16 protein-coding genes are annotated in these 17,728 nt (G+C 68.5%); 9 read left to right on the forward strand and 7 right to left on the reverse strand.

Going from position 1 to position 17,728, the window contains the following annotated elements:
- Window positions 1-48: 48 nt before the first annotated feature.
- Together ABWV23_RS11050 and ABWV23_RS11055 are read right to left on the reverse strand one after the other, a co-directional pair.
- On the reverse strand, window positions 49-2,880 hold the full coding sequence (locus tag ABWV23_RS11050) for a [protein-PII] uridylyltransferase (protein WP_353347641.1): 2,832 nt from the start codon (window positions 2,878-2,880) through the stop codon (window positions 49-51).
- Window positions 2,840-4,015, reverse strand: coding sequence for a penicillin-binding protein activator (locus tag ABWV23_RS11055; protein ID WP_353347643.1), 1,176 nt, complete (start codon window positions 4,013-4,015; stop codon window positions 2,840-2,842). The genes ABWV23_RS11050 and ABWV23_RS11055 overlap by 41 nt, the downstream gene beginning before the upstream one ends.
- Before the next feature lie 86 nt (window positions 4,016-4,101).
- Between ABWV23_RS11055 and rsmI the strand changes: the two genes are divergently transcribed.
- The 4 genes from rsmI to ABWV23_RS11075 all read left to right on the forward strand — a co-directional run bounded on the left by rsmI (window position 4,102) and on the right by ABWV23_RS11075 (window position 7,320).
- On the forward strand, window positions 4,102-4,959 hold the full coding sequence (gene rsmI / locus ABWV23_RS11060; protein WP_353347645.1) for a 16S rRNA (cytidine(1402)-2'-O)-methyltransferase: 858 nt from the start codon (window positions 4,102-4,104) through the stop codon (window positions 4,957-4,959).
- A gap of 5 nt (window positions 4,960-4,964) precedes the next feature.
- Window positions 4,965-5,372: a YraN family protein gene (locus ABWV23_RS11065; RefSeq protein WP_353347647.1), complete on the forward strand. Its 408-nt coding sequence runs from the start codon at window positions 4,965-4,967 to the stop codon at window positions 5,370-5,372.
- 92 nt (window positions 5,373-5,464) lie between these two features.
- Entirely contained in the window at window positions 5,465-6,400 is a 936-nt protein-coding gene (gene gshB / locus ABWV23_RS11070) for a glutathione synthase (protein WP_353347649.1), read from the forward strand.
- Window positions 6,397-7,320, forward strand: a complete 924-nt coding sequence (locus tag ABWV23_RS11075; protein ID WP_353347651.1) for an alpha/beta hydrolase fold domain-containing protein — start codon at window positions 6,397-6,399, stop codon at window positions 7,318-7,320. The genes gshB and ABWV23_RS11075 overlap by 4 nt, the downstream gene beginning before the upstream one ends.
- Here the strand turns inward: ABWV23_RS11075 and ABWV23_RS11080 are convergent.
- From ABWV23_RS11080 to cobU, 4 genes are all read right to left on the reverse strand, one after another.
- Window positions 7,286-8,800 carry a YifB family Mg chelatase-like AAA ATPase gene (locus ABWV23_RS11080; protein ID WP_353347653.1) on the reverse strand — a complete coding sequence of 505 codons (1,515 nt, stop codon included), beginning with the start codon at window positions 8,798-8,800 and terminating at the stop codon, window positions 7,286-7,288. The genes ABWV23_RS11075 and ABWV23_RS11080 overlap by 35 nt on opposite strands.
- A gap of 122 nt (window positions 8,801-8,922) precedes the next feature.
- Window positions 8,923-9,609 (reverse strand): glutathione S-transferase, encoded by a 687-nt coding sequence (locus ABWV23_RS11085; protein WP_353347655.1) that lies wholly within the window; start codon window positions 9,607-9,609, stop codon window positions 8,923-8,925.
- Between the two features lie 59 nt (window positions 9,610-9,668).
- The gene (locus ABWV23_RS11090) at window positions 9,669-10,247 is read right to left on the reverse strand and encodes a histidine phosphatase family protein (protein ID WP_353347657.1); all 579 of its coding nucleotides are present in this window, start codon (window positions 10,245-10,247) and stop codon (window positions 9,669-9,671) included.
- Window positions 10,244-10,765 (reverse strand): bifunctional adenosylcobinamide kinase/adenosylcobinamide-phosphate guanylyltransferase, encoded by a 522-nt coding sequence (gene cobU, locus ABWV23_RS11095; protein ID WP_353347659.1) that lies wholly within the window; start codon window positions 10,763-10,765, stop codon window positions 10,244-10,246. Before cobU ends, ABWV23_RS11090 begins: the two co-directional genes overlap by 4 nt.
- A gap of 98 nt (window positions 10,766-10,863) precedes the next feature.
- Here cobU and ABWV23_RS11100 point away from each other — a divergent pair, with 98 nt between their 5' ends.
- From ABWV23_RS11100 to ABWV23_RS11120, 5 genes are all read left to right on the forward strand, one after another.
- On the forward strand, window positions 10,864-11,742 hold the full coding sequence (locus ABWV23_RS11100; protein ID WP_353347661.1) for an RNA polymerase factor sigma-32: 879 nt from the start codon (window positions 10,864-10,866) through the stop codon (window positions 11,740-11,742).
- Window positions 11,739-12,557, forward strand: a complete 819-nt coding sequence (locus ABWV23_RS11105; protein ID WP_353347663.1) for a ChaN family lipoprotein — start codon at window positions 11,739-11,741, stop codon at window positions 12,555-12,557. Before ABWV23_RS11100 ends, ABWV23_RS11105 begins: the two co-directional genes overlap by 4 nt.
- A gap of 87 nt (window positions 12,558-12,644) precedes the next feature.
- The gene (gene coaBC, locus ABWV23_RS11110) at window positions 12,645-13,841 is read left to right on the forward strand and encodes a bifunctional phosphopantothenoylcysteine decarboxylase/phosphopantothenate--cysteine ligase CoaBC (RefSeq protein WP_353347665.1); all 1,197 of its coding nucleotides are present in this window, start codon (window positions 12,645-12,647) and stop codon (window positions 13,839-13,841) included.
- Between the two features lie 48 nt (window positions 13,842-13,889).
- Complete coding sequence (gene dut / locus ABWV23_RS11115; RefSeq protein ID WP_353347667.1) at window positions 13,890-14,345, forward strand: dUTP diphosphatase; 456 nt, start codon at window positions 13,890-13,892, stop codon at window positions 14,343-14,345.
- Window positions 14,345-15,397 carry a HesA/MoeB/ThiF family protein gene (locus tag ABWV23_RS11120; RefSeq protein ID WP_353347669.1) on the forward strand — a complete coding sequence of 351 codons (1,053 nt, stop codon included), beginning with the start codon at window positions 14,345-14,347 and terminating at the stop codon, window positions 15,395-15,397. Before dut ends, ABWV23_RS11120 begins: the two co-directional genes overlap by 1 nt.
- 36 nt (window positions 15,398-15,433) lie before the next feature.
- On the opposite strand, the gene ABWV23_RS11125 is transcribed toward ABWV23_RS11120, so the two are convergent.
- Window positions 15,434-17,602 carry a S8 family serine peptidase gene (locus tag ABWV23_RS11125; protein ID WP_353347671.1) on the reverse strand — a complete coding sequence of 723 codons (2,169 nt, stop codon included), beginning with the start codon at window positions 17,600-17,602 and terminating at the stop codon, window positions 15,434-15,436.
- Window positions 17,603-17,728 lie beyond the last annotated feature (126 nt).

The following is a 17,728-nucleotide window of genomic DNA, read 5'->3' on the forward strand; positions in this document are numbered from 1 at the left end:
CCGGCAGGCTTACCCGCTTTGCCCGGCGCGGAAAAGGGCCGCCGCGCCTCAGGTCTCGGCGCGCTCGGCCCCTTCGTCGATCGCCTGCCGCAGTTTCGTCTCGAGCGATTTCTGCTTGGACTTGGAGTGGTATTTCAGCCCGAACATGTCCTTGACGTAGAAGCTGTCGACCACCTGTTCGCCATAGGTCGCGATCACCGCGTTGGCGATATAGACGTTGGCCGAGGCCATCGCGCGGGCCAGGTCGTAGAGCAGGCCGGGGCGGTCGCGGGTGTCGACCTCGATGATGGTATAGATCTCGGAGCCGTCGTTGTCGAAGGTGATGTGGGTCGGCACGTTGAAGGCCTTTTCCCGCTTGCGGATCTTGTCGCGGGATTTCAACGCGTCGCGCGTGACCACCTCGCCCTTGAGCGTCTTGCGGATCATCTGGCTCAGGCGCGGCAGGCGGGCGGCCTCGAAGGGGTGACCGTCGGTGTCCTGAATCCAGAAGGCGTCGGTGACGTAGCCGTCCTTGGTGGTATAGCTGCGCGCATCGACCACATTGGCGCCGACCAGCGCCAGCGCGCCGGCGATACGGGCGAAGATGCCGGGATGATCGCCCATCACGAAACAGGCGCGAGTGGCGTCGCGGTCCTCGTCGGGGTACAGGCGGATGATGATCTCGGCCGGGTCGCCCCTCTCCTCCAGCTCGCGCAGCATCTCGGCGAAATCGACATGCGCGGTCAGGTGCAGCCCCTGCCAATAGGGCGGGTAATGGCGGCCGGTTTCGAGTTTGAGCACCTGTTTGGGCCAGTCGGGCAGGGCGGCGCGCAGCGCCTTCTTGGCCTCGGCGCCGCGGTTCTCGCGGGTGAGGTCCTCCATCCCGGTTTCCAGCGCCTTGCGGGTCTGGCGATAGAGCGCGCGGAGCAGCGCCGCCTTCCAGTTGTTCCAGGTGGTCGGGCCGACGCCGCGGATGTCGCAGACGGTCAGCACGGTCAGCAGGTCCAGCCGCTTGACGGTTTTGACCGCCTTGGCGAAATCGCGCACCGTGCGCGGGTCGGCGATGTCGCGTTTCTGCGCCGTGTCCGACATCAGCAGATGATAGCGCACCAGCCAGGCGACGGTTTCGGTCTCGGACTTGTTCAACCCCAGGCGCGGCGCGATCTGCCGGGCCATTTTCGCGCCCAGGATCGAATGGTCCTCGGGGCGCCCCTTGGCGATGTCATGCAGCATCAGTGCGACGTAGATCACCCGGCGGTTGATCCCGTGGTCGAGGATGTTCGAGGCGACCGGCAGGGCCTCGGTCAGCTCGCTGCGTTCCAGTTTCGCGAGCTGCGCGATGCACTGGATGATATGTTCGTCCACGGTATAGCTGTGGTACATGTTGAACTGCATCATCGCCACGATCGGTTCGAACTCGGGGATGAAGGCGGCCAGCAGCCCCAGCTCGTTCATCCGCCGCAACGCCCGTTCCGGGTTGCCGTGCTTGAGCAGCAGGTCGAGGAAGATGCGCTGCGCCTCCTTGTCGGCGCGCATGTCGTCGTCGATCAGGTCGAGGTTGGCAGTCACCAGCCGCATCGCGTCGGGGTGGATCAGCATGCCGGTGCGCAGCCCCTCCTCGAACAGGCGCAGCAGGTTCACCTTGTCGGCCAGGAAGGCCTTGGGGTCGGCGATGGCGAGGCGGTTGTTGATCACCTGGTAGCCCGCGCGCACCCGGGGCCGGCGGCGAAAGATGCGTTCGAGCAGGGGTTCGCTCTTGAGGTGGGTCGCTTCGAGCTTGGTCAGGAAGATCCGCGTCAGGTCGCCCACTGCCGTGGCCTCGCGGAAATAGCGCTGCATGAAGATTTCCACCCCGCGCCGTCCGGCCCGGTCGCGGTAGCCCATCCGCTCGGCCACTTCGACCTGCAGGTCGAAGGTGAGCTGTTCGGTGGCCCGCCCGGTGGCCAGGTGCATGTGCGAGCGCACCGCCCAGAGGAAATCCTCGGCCTGGACGAAACGGTCGAACTCATCAGGGCGGAACACGCCCAGCGGCACCAGTTCGGCGGCGTCCTGCACCCCGTGGATGTACTTGGCGATCCAGAACAGCGATTGCAGGTCGCGCAACCCGCCCTTGCCCTCTTTCACGTTGGGCTCGACCACATAGCGTTCGCCCTGCTTGCGATGGCGCGCCTCACGCTCGGACAGCTTGGCCTCGATGAAATCGCGGGCGCTGTTCGAGAACAGGTCGGATTTCAGCCGTTCGGCGAATTCCTCGGCCAGCGCGGCGTGACCGGCGAGAAAGCGATGTTCGAGCATCGCGGTGCGAATGGTGAAATCCTCCTGCCCGAGGCGGAGACAGTCGCGGATGGTGCGGCTGGCGTGGCCGACCTTCAGCTTGATGTCCCAGAGCGTGTAGAGCATCGATTCGATCACGCTCTCGGCCCAGGCGGTGATCTTGTAGGGGGTCAGGAACAGCAGGTCGACGTCGGAAAAGGGGGCCATCTCGCCCCGCCCGTAACCGCCCACCGCGATCACCGCGATATGTTCGGCCAGCGTCGGGTTGGGCCTGGGGTGCAGGTGCGTGGTGGCCAGGTGCAGCGCGGCGGTGACCAGCCCGTCGGTGAGATAGGTGTAGGAGCGGGTCAGCGGGCGCGCGGCAAAGGGCTGTTCGGCGAAGGCCCGGGCGATGGCATCACGGCCGGCCTCCTGCGCGCTGCGCAGAAGGCGCACCGCCTCGGCCCGCATCTCTGCCGGATCGGTGGTGGCCGAGGCCGCCGCGTCGATCTGCGCGCGAACCGCTACGCTATCGAAGATCGCGTCGGCGTCGCAGATCAGCGTGCCGCGCGGAGCCGGCTGGTCGTGGACCGCGGGGGCAGCGGGTTCAGAACCCGGCGCCGGAGAAACTTGCTGGGGCAGGGTCAATCACAACCACCTGTTTGTTCTGGATCGTGGCCACCGCGAGGCCCCGGTCGTTGGTGCCGTCCGGGCGCAGGCGGAAGATGCCGCCGACGCCCTTGAAGCCGGCGCTCTGGGTCAGGGCGGCGCCGGTCAGCGCGTCGGACTTGCCCGCGCCCACCAGCGCGCCGATGGCGGCGATCCCGTCATAGGCCAGCCCGCCGATCGGGTGCGGCGGACCGCCATAGGTCTGGGCATAGCGGTCGCGGAACTGCTGCGACCGGACCGGGTCGGGCATCGCGAACCAGCCGCCCTGGACCCCCGGGAGCGCCAGTGTCTGTGCCGGGATGTCCCAGCGGGTGAGGCCGATGTACTGCGTCGTCTGCGGTGTCACCCCGGATTCGGGCAGCAATTGCGAGAACAGCGGCAGCGCGCCGGCGGTGGTGGCGGTCAGGAACAGGACGTCGGCGCCCTGGGTCTGGACCGCATCGCGCACTGCGGGCACCGCGTTGATCACGCCCTGCTGCGACAGCTCATGCGTCACCGCGCCGGCCTCGCGCAGCCCGGCCTCGGCCAGGGCGGTGCGAATCGCGTTGCGCCCGACCTGGCCGGAGACGTCGGAGCCGGAGACGATCACCGCGCTGGATTTTCCCTGGCGCGCGGCATAGCGGGCCAGCCGCCGGGCGGTGGTCTCGAAGGTCGGGCCAAGCACGAAGAGATTGCCGCCGGCGATGGAGGCGTTGTTGGAGAAGGACAACACGTTGATGTTGCGGCCCGAAACCGCCAGCCCCGCCGCGTTGGCGGCCTCGCCATGGACCGGGCCGAGCAGGATGCGCGCGCCCTCGTTCACCGCCTGTGTGGCGACGGCGGCGGCAGTGGCCGCGTCGCCCCTGGTGTCGTAGACGCGCAGGTCAATCTGCACGTTGTCCAGATCCGCGATTGCGAGGCGCGCGGCGTTTTCAAGGCTTTGCGCCAGGACCGCATCACCGCCCTGGCTTGAACCCCGGGGCACCAGCAGCGCCACCGGCACCGGTTTCGAGGTGTTGATCGTCGGCCCGCCGCCGCCGACCATGGCGGTGTCGCAGGCGGACAGAAGAACGGTGGCCAGAAGCGCGAGAACGGTCAGCGCCGCCTTGCGGGCAGTGGTGAAAACGGCAAACATGACGACGTATACTCCCTGATCCGGCGGTCTGGTGCCGCGTGCCAATCCGGTTCGGATCATAAAGCACTGAAAGGTCGGGTCCAGCGTTGAATCACCAAAAAGTCGCCCTGTCGCCGGGGCTGTATTTCGTCGCCACTCCGATCGGGACGGCACGGGACATCACGCTCCGGGCACTCGACATCCTGGCCTCGGCCGATGTGATCGCCGCCGAGGACACCCGCAGCCTGCGCCGGCTGATGGAAATCCACGGCGTGCCGCTGGAGGGGCGGCGCATCCTGGCCTATCACGATCACAGCGGGTCGGCGGCGCGGACGAAACTGCTGGCCGCGCTGGGCGAGGGGCGCTCGGTCGCCTATGCCTCGGAGGCGGGGATGCCGCTGATCGCGGATCCGGGATACGACCTGAGCCGGGCGGCCTCCGAGGCCGGCTACACGGTGACCTCGGCGCCCGGCCCCTCGGCGGTGACCACCGCGCTGACCCTGGCCGGGCTGCCCACCGACGCGTTCTTTTTCGACGGTTTCCTGCCCAACGCCAAGGGTGCCCGGCGGGCCCGGCTGGAGGCCCTGCGCGAGATTCCCGGTACGCTGGTGTTCTACGAATCGCCCAAGCGCGTGGTGGCGAGCCTGGCCGACATGGCCGAGGTGCTGGGCGGCGAACGACCGGCGGCGCTGTGCCGGGAGTTGACCAAGAAGTTCGAGCAGGTGCGCCGGGGCACGCTTTCCGCCCTTGCCGAAGGCGCCGCCGAGGACGCGCCACGGGGCGAGATCGTGATCCTGGTGGATCGCGGACATTTACCGAACGTTAGCGCATCGGACATAGAGTCGGACCTGCGCACGGCACTGGAAACGCAGTCCGTGCGTGATGCCGCCGATCTCGTGGCGCGCATGCACGGGCAAAAGCGGCGCGAGGTCTATCAGCTTGCGCTCAAGCTGGCGAAAGGGTGACGGCGATGCTGGATTTCGGACCGGAGTTCGACAGTGCGGGACCTGCGGCGGGCCGCCGGGACCGGGGAAGGCGGGCCTATCGCTCCGGCGCGGCCGCCGAGGCCGGGGTTGCGCGCGACTATGAACGGCGCGGCTTTGCGATTGCCCGGCGGCGCTGGCGCGGCAAGGGCGGGGAAATCGACCTGATCGCGCGCAAGGAAGACCGCGTGATCTTCATCGAGGTGAAATCGGCGCGGGATTTCGCCACCGCCGCGGAGCGTCTTGGCGCCCGGCAGATGCAACGGCTGTATGCGGCGGCCGGCGAATTCCTCGAAGGGGAGCCGGCGGGCCAGTTGACGCCGGCGCGGTTCGACGTGGCACTGGTCGATGGGCACGGCGCCTGTCAGATCGTCGAGAACGCTTTCGGGGCCTGATCCGGCCCGATCCGCGCCGATCCCCATTGATCCCCCCGGCCGGCTGGGCCATGTATCGGGGAACCGAGCTGCCGGACACAGGGGACCGCGCCATGAAGATCGCCTTTCAGATGGACCCGATCGGGGCCGTGGACATCAATGCCGACAGCACCTTTCGGCTGGCCGAGGAGGCGCAGGCGCGGGGGCATGAGCTGTTCTTCTACGGGCCCGATCAACTGGCCTACCAGGAGGGGCGGATCACTGCGTGGGGGCAGGATTTCACCGTGCAGCGGGTGCCGGGCGATCCGGCGGTGCTGGGCGCGGCGCGCGAGGTCGACCTGGCCGAGTGGGACGTGGTCTGGCTGCGCCAGGATCCGCCGTTCGACATGCATTACATCACCTCGACCCACCTGCTGGACCGGCTGAAGGGCAAGGCGCTGGTGGTGAACGACCCGTTCTGGGTGCGCAATTACCCCGAGAAACTGCTGGTGCTGGACTTCCCTCACCTGACCCCGCCGACCACGATCGCGCGCGATCTGGCCACCATCCGCAAGTTCAAGGACAAGCACGGCGACATCATCCTGAAGCCGCTTTATGGCAATGGCGGCGCCGGGGTGTTCCGGCTGGACGCCAATGACCGCAACCTGAGTTCGCTGCACGAGCTGTTCACCGGGTTCAGCCGAGAGCCGCTGATCGTGCAGAAGTTCCTGCCCGATGTCCGCAACGGCGACAAGCGGGTGATCCTGGTCGACGGCGCGCCTGTCGGTGCCATCAACCGGGTGCCGGCCAAGGGCGAGACGCGCTCGAACATGCATGTGGGCGGCCGGCCGGAGAAGATCGGGTTGAGCGAGCGGGACCTGGAGATCTGCGCCGCCATCGGGCCGCTGCTCAAAGAAAAGGGCCAGGTTTTTGTCGGGATCGACGTGATCGGCGACTACCTGACCGAGATCAACGTGACCTCGCCCACCGGCATCCAGGAGTTGGAGCGTTTCGACGGCATCAACGTGGCCGCGCAGATCTGGGAGGCGGTGGAAGCGCGCGCTGGATGAGCTGGCAGCGCGTCGCCCTCAACCTGATCCTGCGGCTGACGGAAAAACCCCATCTCGCCCGGGTGCGGGATCCGGAGGTGATTCGCGCCCGTTTCGAGCGCCGCGCGCGCTGGTTGTTCCGCCCGCCGCGGGATGTGTTGGAGCGGCCGGTGCAGCTGGACACGGGCAGCCGCGGGCTGGAGGGGCTCCGGGTCGGGGATGGCGCGGACACCGGGCCGGTGATCCTGTATTTCCACGGCGGTGCTTATGTCTTTGGCAGCCCCCGCACCCATGCGGCGCTGGCGGCGCGGCTGGCGCAACTGACCGGCCTGCCGGTCTGCCTGCCCGATTATCGCAAGGCGCCGGAGTACCCTTTTCCGGCGGCGGTGGAGGATGCACGGGCGGCGTTCGATGCGCTGGCCGCCTCGGGCATCCCGGCGGGACGAATCGTGCTGGGCGGCGACAGCGCCGGCGGCGGGCTGGCCTTGGCGCTCTTGGGGGATCTTTGCGCGCGGGGGGCGGACTTGCCGGCGGCGGCTTTCGCCTTTTCCCCGCTGACCGACCTCGGGTTTTCCGGGGACAGCTTTCGCGCCAACGCGGCGCGCGACGTGATGCTGCCCGCCGGGCGGGACAGGGACATGGCGCAGATGTACCTGCAGGGTGCCGACCCGGCGCAACCGCTGGCCTCGCCGCTCATGGCCGATTTTACCGGGGCGGGGCCGGTCTGGCTGGCTGCGGGGGATACCGAGATCATGCTCGACGACACCCGCCGGATGGCGGCGCATCTGCGCCGGCAGGGGGTGACGGTCGAAGAGGTCATCGCGCGCGACCTGCCGCATGTCTGGCCGTTCTTCTGGCGTTACCTGCCCGAGGGCGCGGCGACTCTGCGTGCGCTGGCGGGCTGGATCAGCCGGCAATTGTGGCGGTCAGGCGAAAGCTGAGCGCCTCGGCCAGGTGCGACCGGTGGACGTGCTGCGCTCCGTCGAGATCGGCGATGGTACGCGCCACCCGCAGGATGCGGTGATAGCCGCGCGCCGAGAGGCCGAAGCGTTCCGCCGCCCGGGTCAGCAACGCGCGCCCCTCGGCGTCGGGGGTGGCGATCCGCTCCAGCAACTCGCCCTCGGCATCTGCGTTCTGGCGGGCGCTGTCATGGTCGGCGAAGCGTGCCTCCTGCACGTCGCGGGCGGTGGCGACGCGGGCGGCGACGCTTTCGGACCGTTCGCCGTCGGCGGGCAGGTCGAGATCGGTGAAACCGACGGGCGGCACCTCGACCCGCAGATCGAACCGGTCCATCAGGGGCCCCGAGATCCGGCCGAGGTAGTCGGCCCCGCATTGCGGCACCCGCGCGCAGGCCCGCTGCGGATCGGAGAGATAGCCGCATTTGCAGGGGTTGGCGGCGGCCACCAGCATGAACCGGCAGGGATAGGTCACATGCGCGTTGGCGCGCGCCACCATCACCTCGCCGGTTTCGACCGGCTGGCGCAGGGTTTCCAGAACGGTGCGCGAGAACTCGGGAAACTCGTCCATGAACAGCACGCCGTTGTGGGCCAGGCTGATCTCGCCCGGGCGGGCGCCGCGCCCGCCGCCCACGATGGCGGCCATCGAGGCGGTGTGATGGGGTTCGCGGAACGGGCGCGTGCGGCTGATCCCGCCCTCTTCCAGCACGCCGCAGAGCGACTGGATCATCGAGGTTTCCAGCGCCTCGGTCGGGGTGAGCGGCGGCAGCAGGCCGGGCAGGCGGGCGGCCAGCATGGATTTGCCCGATCCCGGAGACCCGACCAGCAGCAGGTGATGGCGCCCGGCGGCGGCGATCTCCAGCGCGCGCTTGGCGCGTTCCTGTCCCTTGACGTCGCGCAGGTCACGGTCAGCGGGGGGCGCGGTGACCTCGCCGGGCTCGGCGGGGGCGATCGGGGCCTGTCCGGTGGCGTGACGGATCACTGCGCCCAGGTTTTCGGCGCCGATCGCCTGGCAATCGCCGACCCAGGCCGCCTCGGCGCCGCAGGCGGCGGGGCAGAGCAGGCTGCGCCCCTCTTGCGCGGCGGTCATCGCCGCGGGCAGCGCGCCAGGCACCGCGATCAGTGAGCCATCCAGCGACAATTCACCCAGGGCCACGGTGGTTTCGGCGGCGTCGTCGGGGATGATGCCGATCGCGGCCAGCAGCGCCACGGCGATCGGCAGGTCGAAATGGCTGCCCTCCTTGGGCAGGTCGGCGGGCGAGAGGTTGACGGTGATGCGTTTCGCCGGCAGCGCGATGGCGAGCGCGCTGAGCGCGCTGCGAACCCGGTCGCGGGCCTCGGACACCGCCTTGTCCGGAAGGCCGACGATGGCAAATGCCGGCAGGCCGGGGGTGACGGCGCATTGCACCTCGACCAGGCGGGCCTCGACCCCCTGGAAGGCGACGGTATAGGCGCGTGAGACCATGGGGCGCCCCTGTGCCGGTGATGGACAGACCATCGCTAGCGGGCAGGTGGTTTAGGAATGGTTAACGGCGCGCGGGCGGGGCGGTCTCGGATGAGTATTTGGAAAGAGAAGAAGGGGCGCGGTCAGCCCTGGATCGGCCAGCCCCCGATGGGCAGGTCGAGGGCGTAGGGCAGCGGATCGTAGGTGACCTCATGCGCCATGGCGCGCCATTTCCGCACCGCCGGGTCGGAGAGCAGCGCCGTGCAATAGGCATGGGCGGCCGCGCTCACCGGCAGGTCGTAGCCGAGGATGCGGGCGGCGACCGGGGTGTAGAACACATCGGCCAGGCTGTAGGCGCCGAACAGCCACCCCTCGGGTTTGCCGGAGAAGCTGTGGGCGTGGGTCCAGAGGGTTTCGAGGCGCGCCAGGTCGGCGCGCACGGCGGGCGAGGGGGTAAAACCCCGGTACTGGCCGTGTAACTGCATCGGGCATTCGGCGCGCAGGGCGGAAAAGCCGCTGGTCATCTCGGCGCAGAGCCAGCGGGCGGTGGCGCGTCCGGCCGGGTCCGCCGGCCAGAGCCCGGCGTCGGGGTGGCGTTCGGCCAGGGTCTCCGCGATCGCCAGCGTCTCGCCCAGCACGGTGCCGTCGGGCAGCCGCAGCGCCGGGACCAGGCGGGCCGGGGCCAGCGGCGCGAGGTCGGCGGCCATGGTCCCGCTGTAGAGGCCGACGAAATGGCTCCGCACGGGCAGGGTGAATTTTTCGAACATCAGCCAGCCGCGCAGCGACCAGCTGGAGAACATGGCATCGCCGAGATAGAGGTCATAGGTCATGGGGGCAGGTTAGGCCGCGCAGGTTTCTGTCACCTAACGAAATTCTGTGGCCTCTCCTGTCACGGGATGTGATTGATCCGCGCCGCGTGCCAGCGCTGCGGGGCGCAGTGGATCTCGGTCACCGAGAGGTTGTCGATGCGGTGGCCAAAGGCGGTTTCGGCATCGATTCGCAAGGCGCGTTGAACCTGGGTCAGGATCAGGCCGAAGTGGGCCACGACGATCAGGTCGTCCCCCGCATGTCGGGCGATCAGCGCGTCGATGGCGGCGTCGGCGCGGTGGCGCAGATCGTTCCAGCTTTCGCCGCCGGGCGCGCGGGACGTGCCGGGGGTCTCCCAGAAGGCGCGGATGCGGTCTGGGTCCTCGGCCTCGATCTGCTGGAACCGGCGCAGCTCCCAGTCGCCGAAGTTCAGCTCGCGCAAGCGGGCATCGTGTGGCAGGCGGGGCCGCGCGCCCTGGATCGCGTCTGCCGTGGCGGTGGCGCGCAGCAGGTCGGAGGAAATGACCGTGGCCACCTTTGGCAGATGCGCTGACAGCCGGGCAAGGGCCGCGGTGTCGGAGAGATCGGCCGGCAGGTCGGACCAGCCCACCATGGATTTCGCGTGGGTGGGACCGTGCCGGACCAGGTGCAGGCGGGTCATGGCAGGGTGCCTTTCAGCAGGTTGGGCAGGCCCGCGACCACCTGCACCACGGTTTCGGCGCGAGCGGCCAGGACGATGTTCAGCCGCCCCTGCGCCTCACGGAAGCGGCGCGACAGCGCGTCGGCGGGCACGATGCCCTGGCCCACCTCGTTGGTGACGAGGATGATCTCGGCCCGGCAATTCGCGAGGTCGGACAGCAACCTGTCCTGTGCCGCCGAGAGATCGCTGTCGGCCATCATGTGATTGCTGAGCCAGAAGGTGGCGCAATCGACCAGGCAGATGCTCTCGGGGGCGAGGCCGGACAGCACCGGGCCAAGCTCCAACGGGGCCTCATGCGTGGTCCAGCCGGTGTCGCGGCGGGCCCGGTGCTTGGCAACCTTTTCGCGCATCTCGTCATCAAGAGGTTGTGACGTGGCCAGATAATGCTTTGCCTTTCCGGCAGCATCGGTCAGCCTTTCCGCATACTCTGATTTGCCTGAAGCCGCTCCACCAAGTATCATCGTGAGTCCAGAAGACATATTTTACCTTTTTTGATCCGCCAAACCCCGGCCTGCGTAGCACGTATGGAAAGCAAGGCAAGACGCGCTGACACGCACGCCGATTTGAGGGGGAAGACATGGCACTTGATTCGATACACGACATGACGTTGTCCCGACGGGCCATGAAGGCCGAGTTGCTGGATGCCGAGACGGAATTGAAACTGGCCTATGCCTGGCGCGACGATCGCGACGAGGCCGCGCTGCACCGCCTGATCACCGCCTACATGCGTCTGGCGATCTCGATGGCGGCCAAGTTCAAGCGCTATGGCGCGCCGATGAACGACCTGATCCAGGAGGCGGGGCTGGGCCTGATGAAGGCCGCCGACAAGTTCGATCCGGATCGCGGCGTGCGGTTTTCCACCTACGCGGTGTGGTGGATCAAGGCCAGCATCCAGGACCATGTGATGCGCAACTGGTCGATGGTGCGCACCGGCAGCACCAGCAGCCAGAAATCGCTGTTCTTCAACATGCGCCGGGTCCAGGCCAAGCTGGAGCGCGAGGCCTCGGCCCAAGGCCAGAGGCTGGACCGCCACCAGTTGCACCAGATGATCGCGACCGAGGTCGGCGTGCCCCTGCGCGATGTCGAGATGATGGAGGGTCGGCTTTCGGGCGGTGATTTCTCGCTCAACGCGGTGCAATCCGCCGAGGAGGAGGGTCGCGAATGGATCGACACGCTGGAAGATGACAGCGCGCAGAGCGCGGAACTGGTCGAGGACAGCCATGACATCGCGCAGTTGCGCGAATGGTTGGTGACGGCGATGCAGGAACTCAAGCCGCGCGAACGGTTGATCGTGCTGGAACGCAAGGTCCGCGAAGATCCGCGCACGCTGGAAAGCCTGGGCCAGGAGCTCGGCCTGTCCAAGGAGCGGGTGCGACAGCTTGAAGCGGCGGCGTTCCAGAAGATGCGCAAGAGCCTTGAGGCCCAGTCGAAGGAAGTGCAAAACTTCCTCGCATGACACGACTGCTGATCGCCCTGGGCATGATGCTCATCGCCTGTGCCGCCCCTGCCGGGGCGGTTTCTCTTTCCGATGCGCTGGTGGAGAGGATGCGCGCTACGCAGGTGGTGATCCTGGGCGAGGTGCATGACAATCCCGCGCATCACCGGGTGCAGGCGGCGGCGGTGGCGGCGCTGGCCCCCCGCGCGGTGGTCTGGGAGATGCTGACGGCGGAGGTGGCGGCAAAGCTGACGCCACAGATCATCGCCGATCCGGCGGCCCTGGCCGAGGTGACCGATTGGGACACCTCCGGCTGGCCACCGCTGGAGATGTACCTGCCGGTGTTCCGGGCGGCGCCGGGGGCGGCGCAGGTCGGGGCGCTGGTGCCGCGCAGCAGGGCGCGCGGGGTGATGGAGACCGGCGCCGTGGCGGCGTTTGGCGCGGACGCGGCGCGCTACGGTCTGGCCGATCCGCTGCCGGCGGCAGAGCAGGCTGCGCGCGAGGCCGATCAACTTGCCGCCCATTGCGATGCCCTGCCGCAGGAGATGTTGCCGATGATGGTCGAGATCCAGCGGCTGCGCGACGCCGGGCTGGCCCGCGCGGCGCTGCACGCGTTGGAGCAGACCGGCGGCCCGGTGGTGGTGATTACCGGCAACGGCCATGCCCGCGCAGATCGCGGCGTTCCGGTCTACCTGCGCCGCGCGGCACCGGAGGTGGCGGTGTTCGCGCTGGGCCAGTCCGAGGCGGGGCAGGTCTCGGGGACGTTTGACGCGGTGGTGGATGGGCCAGCCACGGAACGCCCCGATCCCTGTGCCGGTTTTTCCAAACCGGACTGAGCGGGCAATCGGCTCTGGCGGATCGGGTCGCGCTTGCCTAGGGTCGGGTCGCGGCCGGCACGACCGGCACGAGAGGGGAGACAGGGGATGCTGGCCGAAAAGCGCATTTTGCTGATCATCGGGGGCGGGATCGCCGCCTATAAATCGCTGGAACTGATCCGCCGGTTGCAGGATCGCGGCGCGCGGGTGACCCCGGTGCTGACCCGGGCCGGGGCGCAATTCGTCACGCCGCTTTCGGTTTCGGCGCTGGCCGGGCACAAGGTCTATACCGACCTGTTCGACCTGACCGACGAGGCCGAGATGGGCCATATAAACTTGTCGCGCAGCGCCGATCTGATCGTGGTGGCCCCGGCCACGGCCGACCTGATGGCCAAGATGGCGGCGGGGCTGGCCGAAGACCTGGCTTCGACGCTGCTTCTGGCGACCGATACCCCGGTCATGGTCGCCCCGGCGATGAATGTCCGCATGTGGGAGCATCCGGCGACCCAGCGCAACCGGGCGCAACTGGAGCAGGACGGGATCGGGTTCATCGGCCCGAACGAAGGCGGCATGGCCTGTGGCGAGTTTGGCCCGGGCCGCATGGCCGAACCGGCCGAGATTGTCGCGGCGGTCGAGGCCAAGCTCTCGGGCGGGCCGCTGGCGGGCAAGCGTATCCTCGTCACCTCCGGCCCCACGCATGAGCCGATCGACCCGGTGCGCTATATCGCCAACCGCTCCTCCGGCGCGCAGGGCACGGCGATCGCAAGGGCACTGGCGGGCCTCGGGGCACAGGTGGTCTTTGTCACCGGCCCGGCGGATGTGCCGCCGCCGCCGGGGGTCGAGGTGGTGGCGGTGGAAACCGCGCAGCAGATGCTGGAGGCGGTCGAGGGCGCGCTTCCGGTCGACGCGGGTGTCTTCGCGGCGGCGGTGGCCGACTGGCGCGTCGCCTCTGCCTCGGATCGCAAGTTGAAGAAAAGCCGCGACGGGATGCCCAGCCTGGCGTTCGCCGAGAACCCCGACATCCTCAAGACCGTGTCGCGGATGCCTGAAGGGCGGCCGCGCCTCGTGGTGGGCTTCGCCGCCGAGACCGACGACGTGATCGACAACGCCACCGCCAAGCGGGCGCGCAAGGGCTGCGACTGGATCGTCGCCAATGACGTGAGCCCGGCGACCGGCATCATGGGCGGGGCGGAAAACGCCGTGGTCCTGATCTCGGACGAAGGGCATGAGGAATGGCCGCGCATGGGCAAGGCCGAGGTCGCCGACCGGCTGGCGCGGCGCATCGCGGCGGCGCTGGACGGTTAGGCCGGGCGGCGCGGACAGGAACCAGAACAGGACAAGGGGCCATCGCCAATGGTTGCAATCCGGGTGATCCACGAGGCCGAGGCGGACAGGGACATCCCGCTGCCCGGCTATGAAACGCCGGGGGCGGCGGGGGCCGACCTGCGCGCCAACCTGCCCGACCGGGGCGAGATCGAGCTGGACCCCGGCGCGCGGGCGCTGGTGCCCACCGGGCTGAGGATCGAGATCCCGGATGGCTACGAGGTGCAGATCCGGCCGCGCTCGGGGCTGGCGCTGAAACACGGGATCACCCTGCCCAACAGCCCCGGCACCATCGACAGCGACTATCGCGGGCCGCTGGGTGTGATCGTGATGAACGCGGGGGACGCGCCGTTTCGCATCGCCCATGGGGACCGCATCGCGCAGATGGTCGTGGCCCCGGTGGTGCAGGCGCGGTTCGATCTGGCCGAGGACCTGTCCGACACCGCGCGCGGCGCCGGCGGCTTCGGCTCGACGGGGCAGCGCTGATGCTGTTGGTTCTGGCGCTTGTCGCCGGTCTCTGGGGGATCGGCTGGGCGGCTGGGCTGCCGCACCGGCTGCGCTGGACGATGATCGGGATGCTGTATCTCGCGGTGCTGGCGCTGCACCTTGTGCTGCCGGACCGGCATCCGCTGCGGCTGGCCACCGGGGAGTCGCCGGCGCTGTGGCTGTTGCTGGGCGGGGCCGCCCTGATCGCGCTGGTCTATGGCCGCGGCGTGCAGGTGTTGAAGCGCCGGGCAGGCGCCAAGGAGGACGCCGCCGAGCCGGCGAAACCCGCCGGCACCTTCTCCGAGACCGAACTCAACCGCTATGCCCGTCACATCGTGCTGCGCGAATTGGGCGGGCCGGGGCAGAAGCGTCTGAAACAGGCCCGGGTCCTGGTGATCGGGGCCGGCGGCCTTGGCTCGCCCGCGCTGCTTTACCTCGCCGCCGCCGGGGTCGGCACCATCGGGGTGATCGACAATGACACGGTCGACGGCTCCAACCTGCAACGGCAGGTGATCCATACCGAGGCGCGGATCGGCATGCCCAAGGTGTTCTCGGCCGAGGTGGCGCTCAAGGCGCTGAACCCCTTTGTTGTCGTCCGGCCCTATCACCGCCGTCTGGAGGAAGAGATCGCCGCCGATCTCTTCGCCGAGTATGACCTGATCCTGGATGGCACCGACAATTTCGAGACCCGCTACCTTGCCAACCGGGTGGCGGTGGCACAGGGCAAGCCACTGATCTCCGGCGCCTTGGCGCAATGGGAGGGGCAGGTGAGCGTCTTCGATCCCGCCCATGACGCGCCCTGTTATCAGTGCATTTTCCCCGAGGCGCCGGCGCCGGGCCTTGCCCCCTCCTGCGCCGAGGCCGGGGTGATCGCGCCGCTTCCCGGCGTGGTGGGGTCGATGATGGCGGTCGAGGTGGTCAAGGTGATCGCGGGTGCCGGCGCCCCGTTGCGCGGCCAGATGCTGATCTATGACGCGCTCTATGGAGAAACGCGCCGGATCGGGCTGAAGCGGCGCGCCGATTGCCCGGTCTGCGGTGGCGTCGTGGCCTGACTCCGGGTGGGGCGGGTGCGCCCCGGTCGCCTTCGCTCAGCTCAGCCAGGTCAGGTCGTATTCGCTGGTGCCGGCCAGGTCGGTCAGCCGGATCTCGAAATCCAAGAAGCCGATCACGAGGTCGGCGCCGTCATCCCGGGCATCGAGCAGGAACGGGGAACCGTCCAGAAAGGCGATCTCGAGGGCGTCCTTCTCGATATCGAAGTCGCGGATCACGTCCGTGCCGGCGCCGGTTTCGAACACGAAGACATCGCGCCCGCGCCCGCCCCACAGGGTGTCGTCGCCTTCGCCGCCCACGATCACGTCGCGGCCGCGCCCGCCCCGGACCACGTCATCCCCTTCGCCGCCGAACAGATCGTCGTCTCCGCGCCGCCCCGAGAGCCTGTCGTCGCCACGGTTGCCGATCAGGATGTTGTCGGTGGCGTTGCCGCCCAGCCAGTCACTGCCATCGCCGGATACCGCGTGCTCGATCCTCGTGCCGGGGCCAAAGGAAAACAACGTGCTGTCACCGTCGCCGATGCCGCCACTGCGGGACAGGTTCACCGCGAGGTCGCCGGAGACCGCCGCGAGGTTGAGCCAGTCGGCACTGCCGCGCGGATCGGTGATCTCGCCCCGGGCCGGATCGCTGTCGAGCAGGTCAAAACCCTCATCCGTGAAGGTATAGACATCGTTGCGGCCCGGCGTCGTGCCATGGGCGATGACCGAAAACCTGGACAGTTGGACGGATTTGTCGTTGTCCACGGTATCCTCTGCCCGCAGCGTCCAGCTGCCGGTCGCGTCCTCGCCGCGCAGGTGCTGCACGAGGAAGGTCCAGCTCAGCCCGTCCTTGGCGATATTGCCGACCGTATGGAAGGAGCGTTCGGTATCGGTCAGGGCGATCTCGGTCCCGTCGGGTGACACCAGGGTGAGTTGCAGGTCATGGATCCGGTCGGCCTGGATATGCACGCTCACCTCGACGGTTTCGATGTCGAACCCGTCCTCGGCCTCGATCACCGTGGCCAGCTCCAGCGCGGTGCCGTCGCCGGGAACGTCATGCACGACGGCGGGGGTGGGACCGTTTGTCACCTGTTCCTCGTTGGCCGAGGTCGCGGCGTCGCCGAACAGGCTCCAGACCTCGGCCATGCGCACGGCGGCCAGCGGATCGACCTCGCCATAGCCATAGTCGTTGCTGATGTGCCGCCCGCCGCCGTTCCAATGGGTATCGCCGTTGGTCTGCCAGGCGAAGCGTTCGCGCGGGCTGTCCATGTCGCGGCCGGTCTGCTGCGCCGACAGCGACAGGATTTCCTGCACGTCGCGCCAGCCCAGGTCGGGGTTGGCCTCCAGCATCAGCGCCACCACCCCCGAGATCATCGGCGTCGCCGCCGAGGTGCCGTCGAAGAACATGTAATCGGTTGGATCGTCGACCAGATCGCCAATCCCGGGCAATAGCCGGTTGGTCAGCCCGTAGGGATCGCCCCAATCGACGTCATGGGTGTTGTTGGTGGTGATGGTGCCGGTCTTGACGCCCATCCCGACCGGCGCGGTCACCAAAAGGTTGGCGCCACGGTTGGAATAGCCCAGCACAACCCCGGAATGCGAAGTCGCGCCGACCAGGATGAATTCGCGCAGCGTGTTGTAATACTCGGCCTGCGCGGTCGTGGATTCATTGCCGGCGGCCTTCACCAGGATCGTGCCCAGCCCGTAGCGGCCGGATACGGCGGCCTCCTGATAGGCGGCCGCGACCAGGGGGCTGCTTGTCACCGGGTCGCCCTGCGCGTATCTCGGCAGCCCGCCCCAACTGTTGTTCGACACGTCGACATGCTGCAACGTCTCGAACAGGGCCTTGGCGAGCGGGTTTTTCTTCGTGTTCCACCATTCCTGAAGCCCCACCGACACCAGGCTGGCGTCAAAGGCAACACCGACCGCGCCCTCACCATCGGCCGACGCCGCGGTCAGCCCGGCGACACCGGTGCCATGGGTCTGGGACGGGTCTGGGTCGATGGCATAGCGCTCTCCCCGGAACAGCGGGAATAGCCCCGGGATCTGCTTTCCCGCCAGGTCCTGGTGGTGGAAATCGACCGATGTGTCATAGACGCCGACGATGACCCCCGAACCCGTGTATTCACCCCAGACGGTTTCCAGCCCGTTCAGCGCGGCCAAATGGCGTTGATGGGGATAGAGCGGATCGGTGGGCGTGAACGTGGCAATGGCAGAGGCGTCAGGCATGGCGGTGCTCCGGTGACCGAGGACGGTGCGGTGATCCTGCCCGATCCTGCGCACCAAGTCATGCACCGATCACGGTAGCACGCGGTCAGGGCCTCCCGGTGTACTTGTCCCGAAGGGGGGGCGACC

Source organism: Aquicoccus sp. SU-CL01552, assembly GCF_040365005.1.
Lineage (GTDB): Bacteria > Pseudomonadota > Alphaproteobacteria > Rhodobacterales > Rhodobacteraceae > Antarcticimicrobium.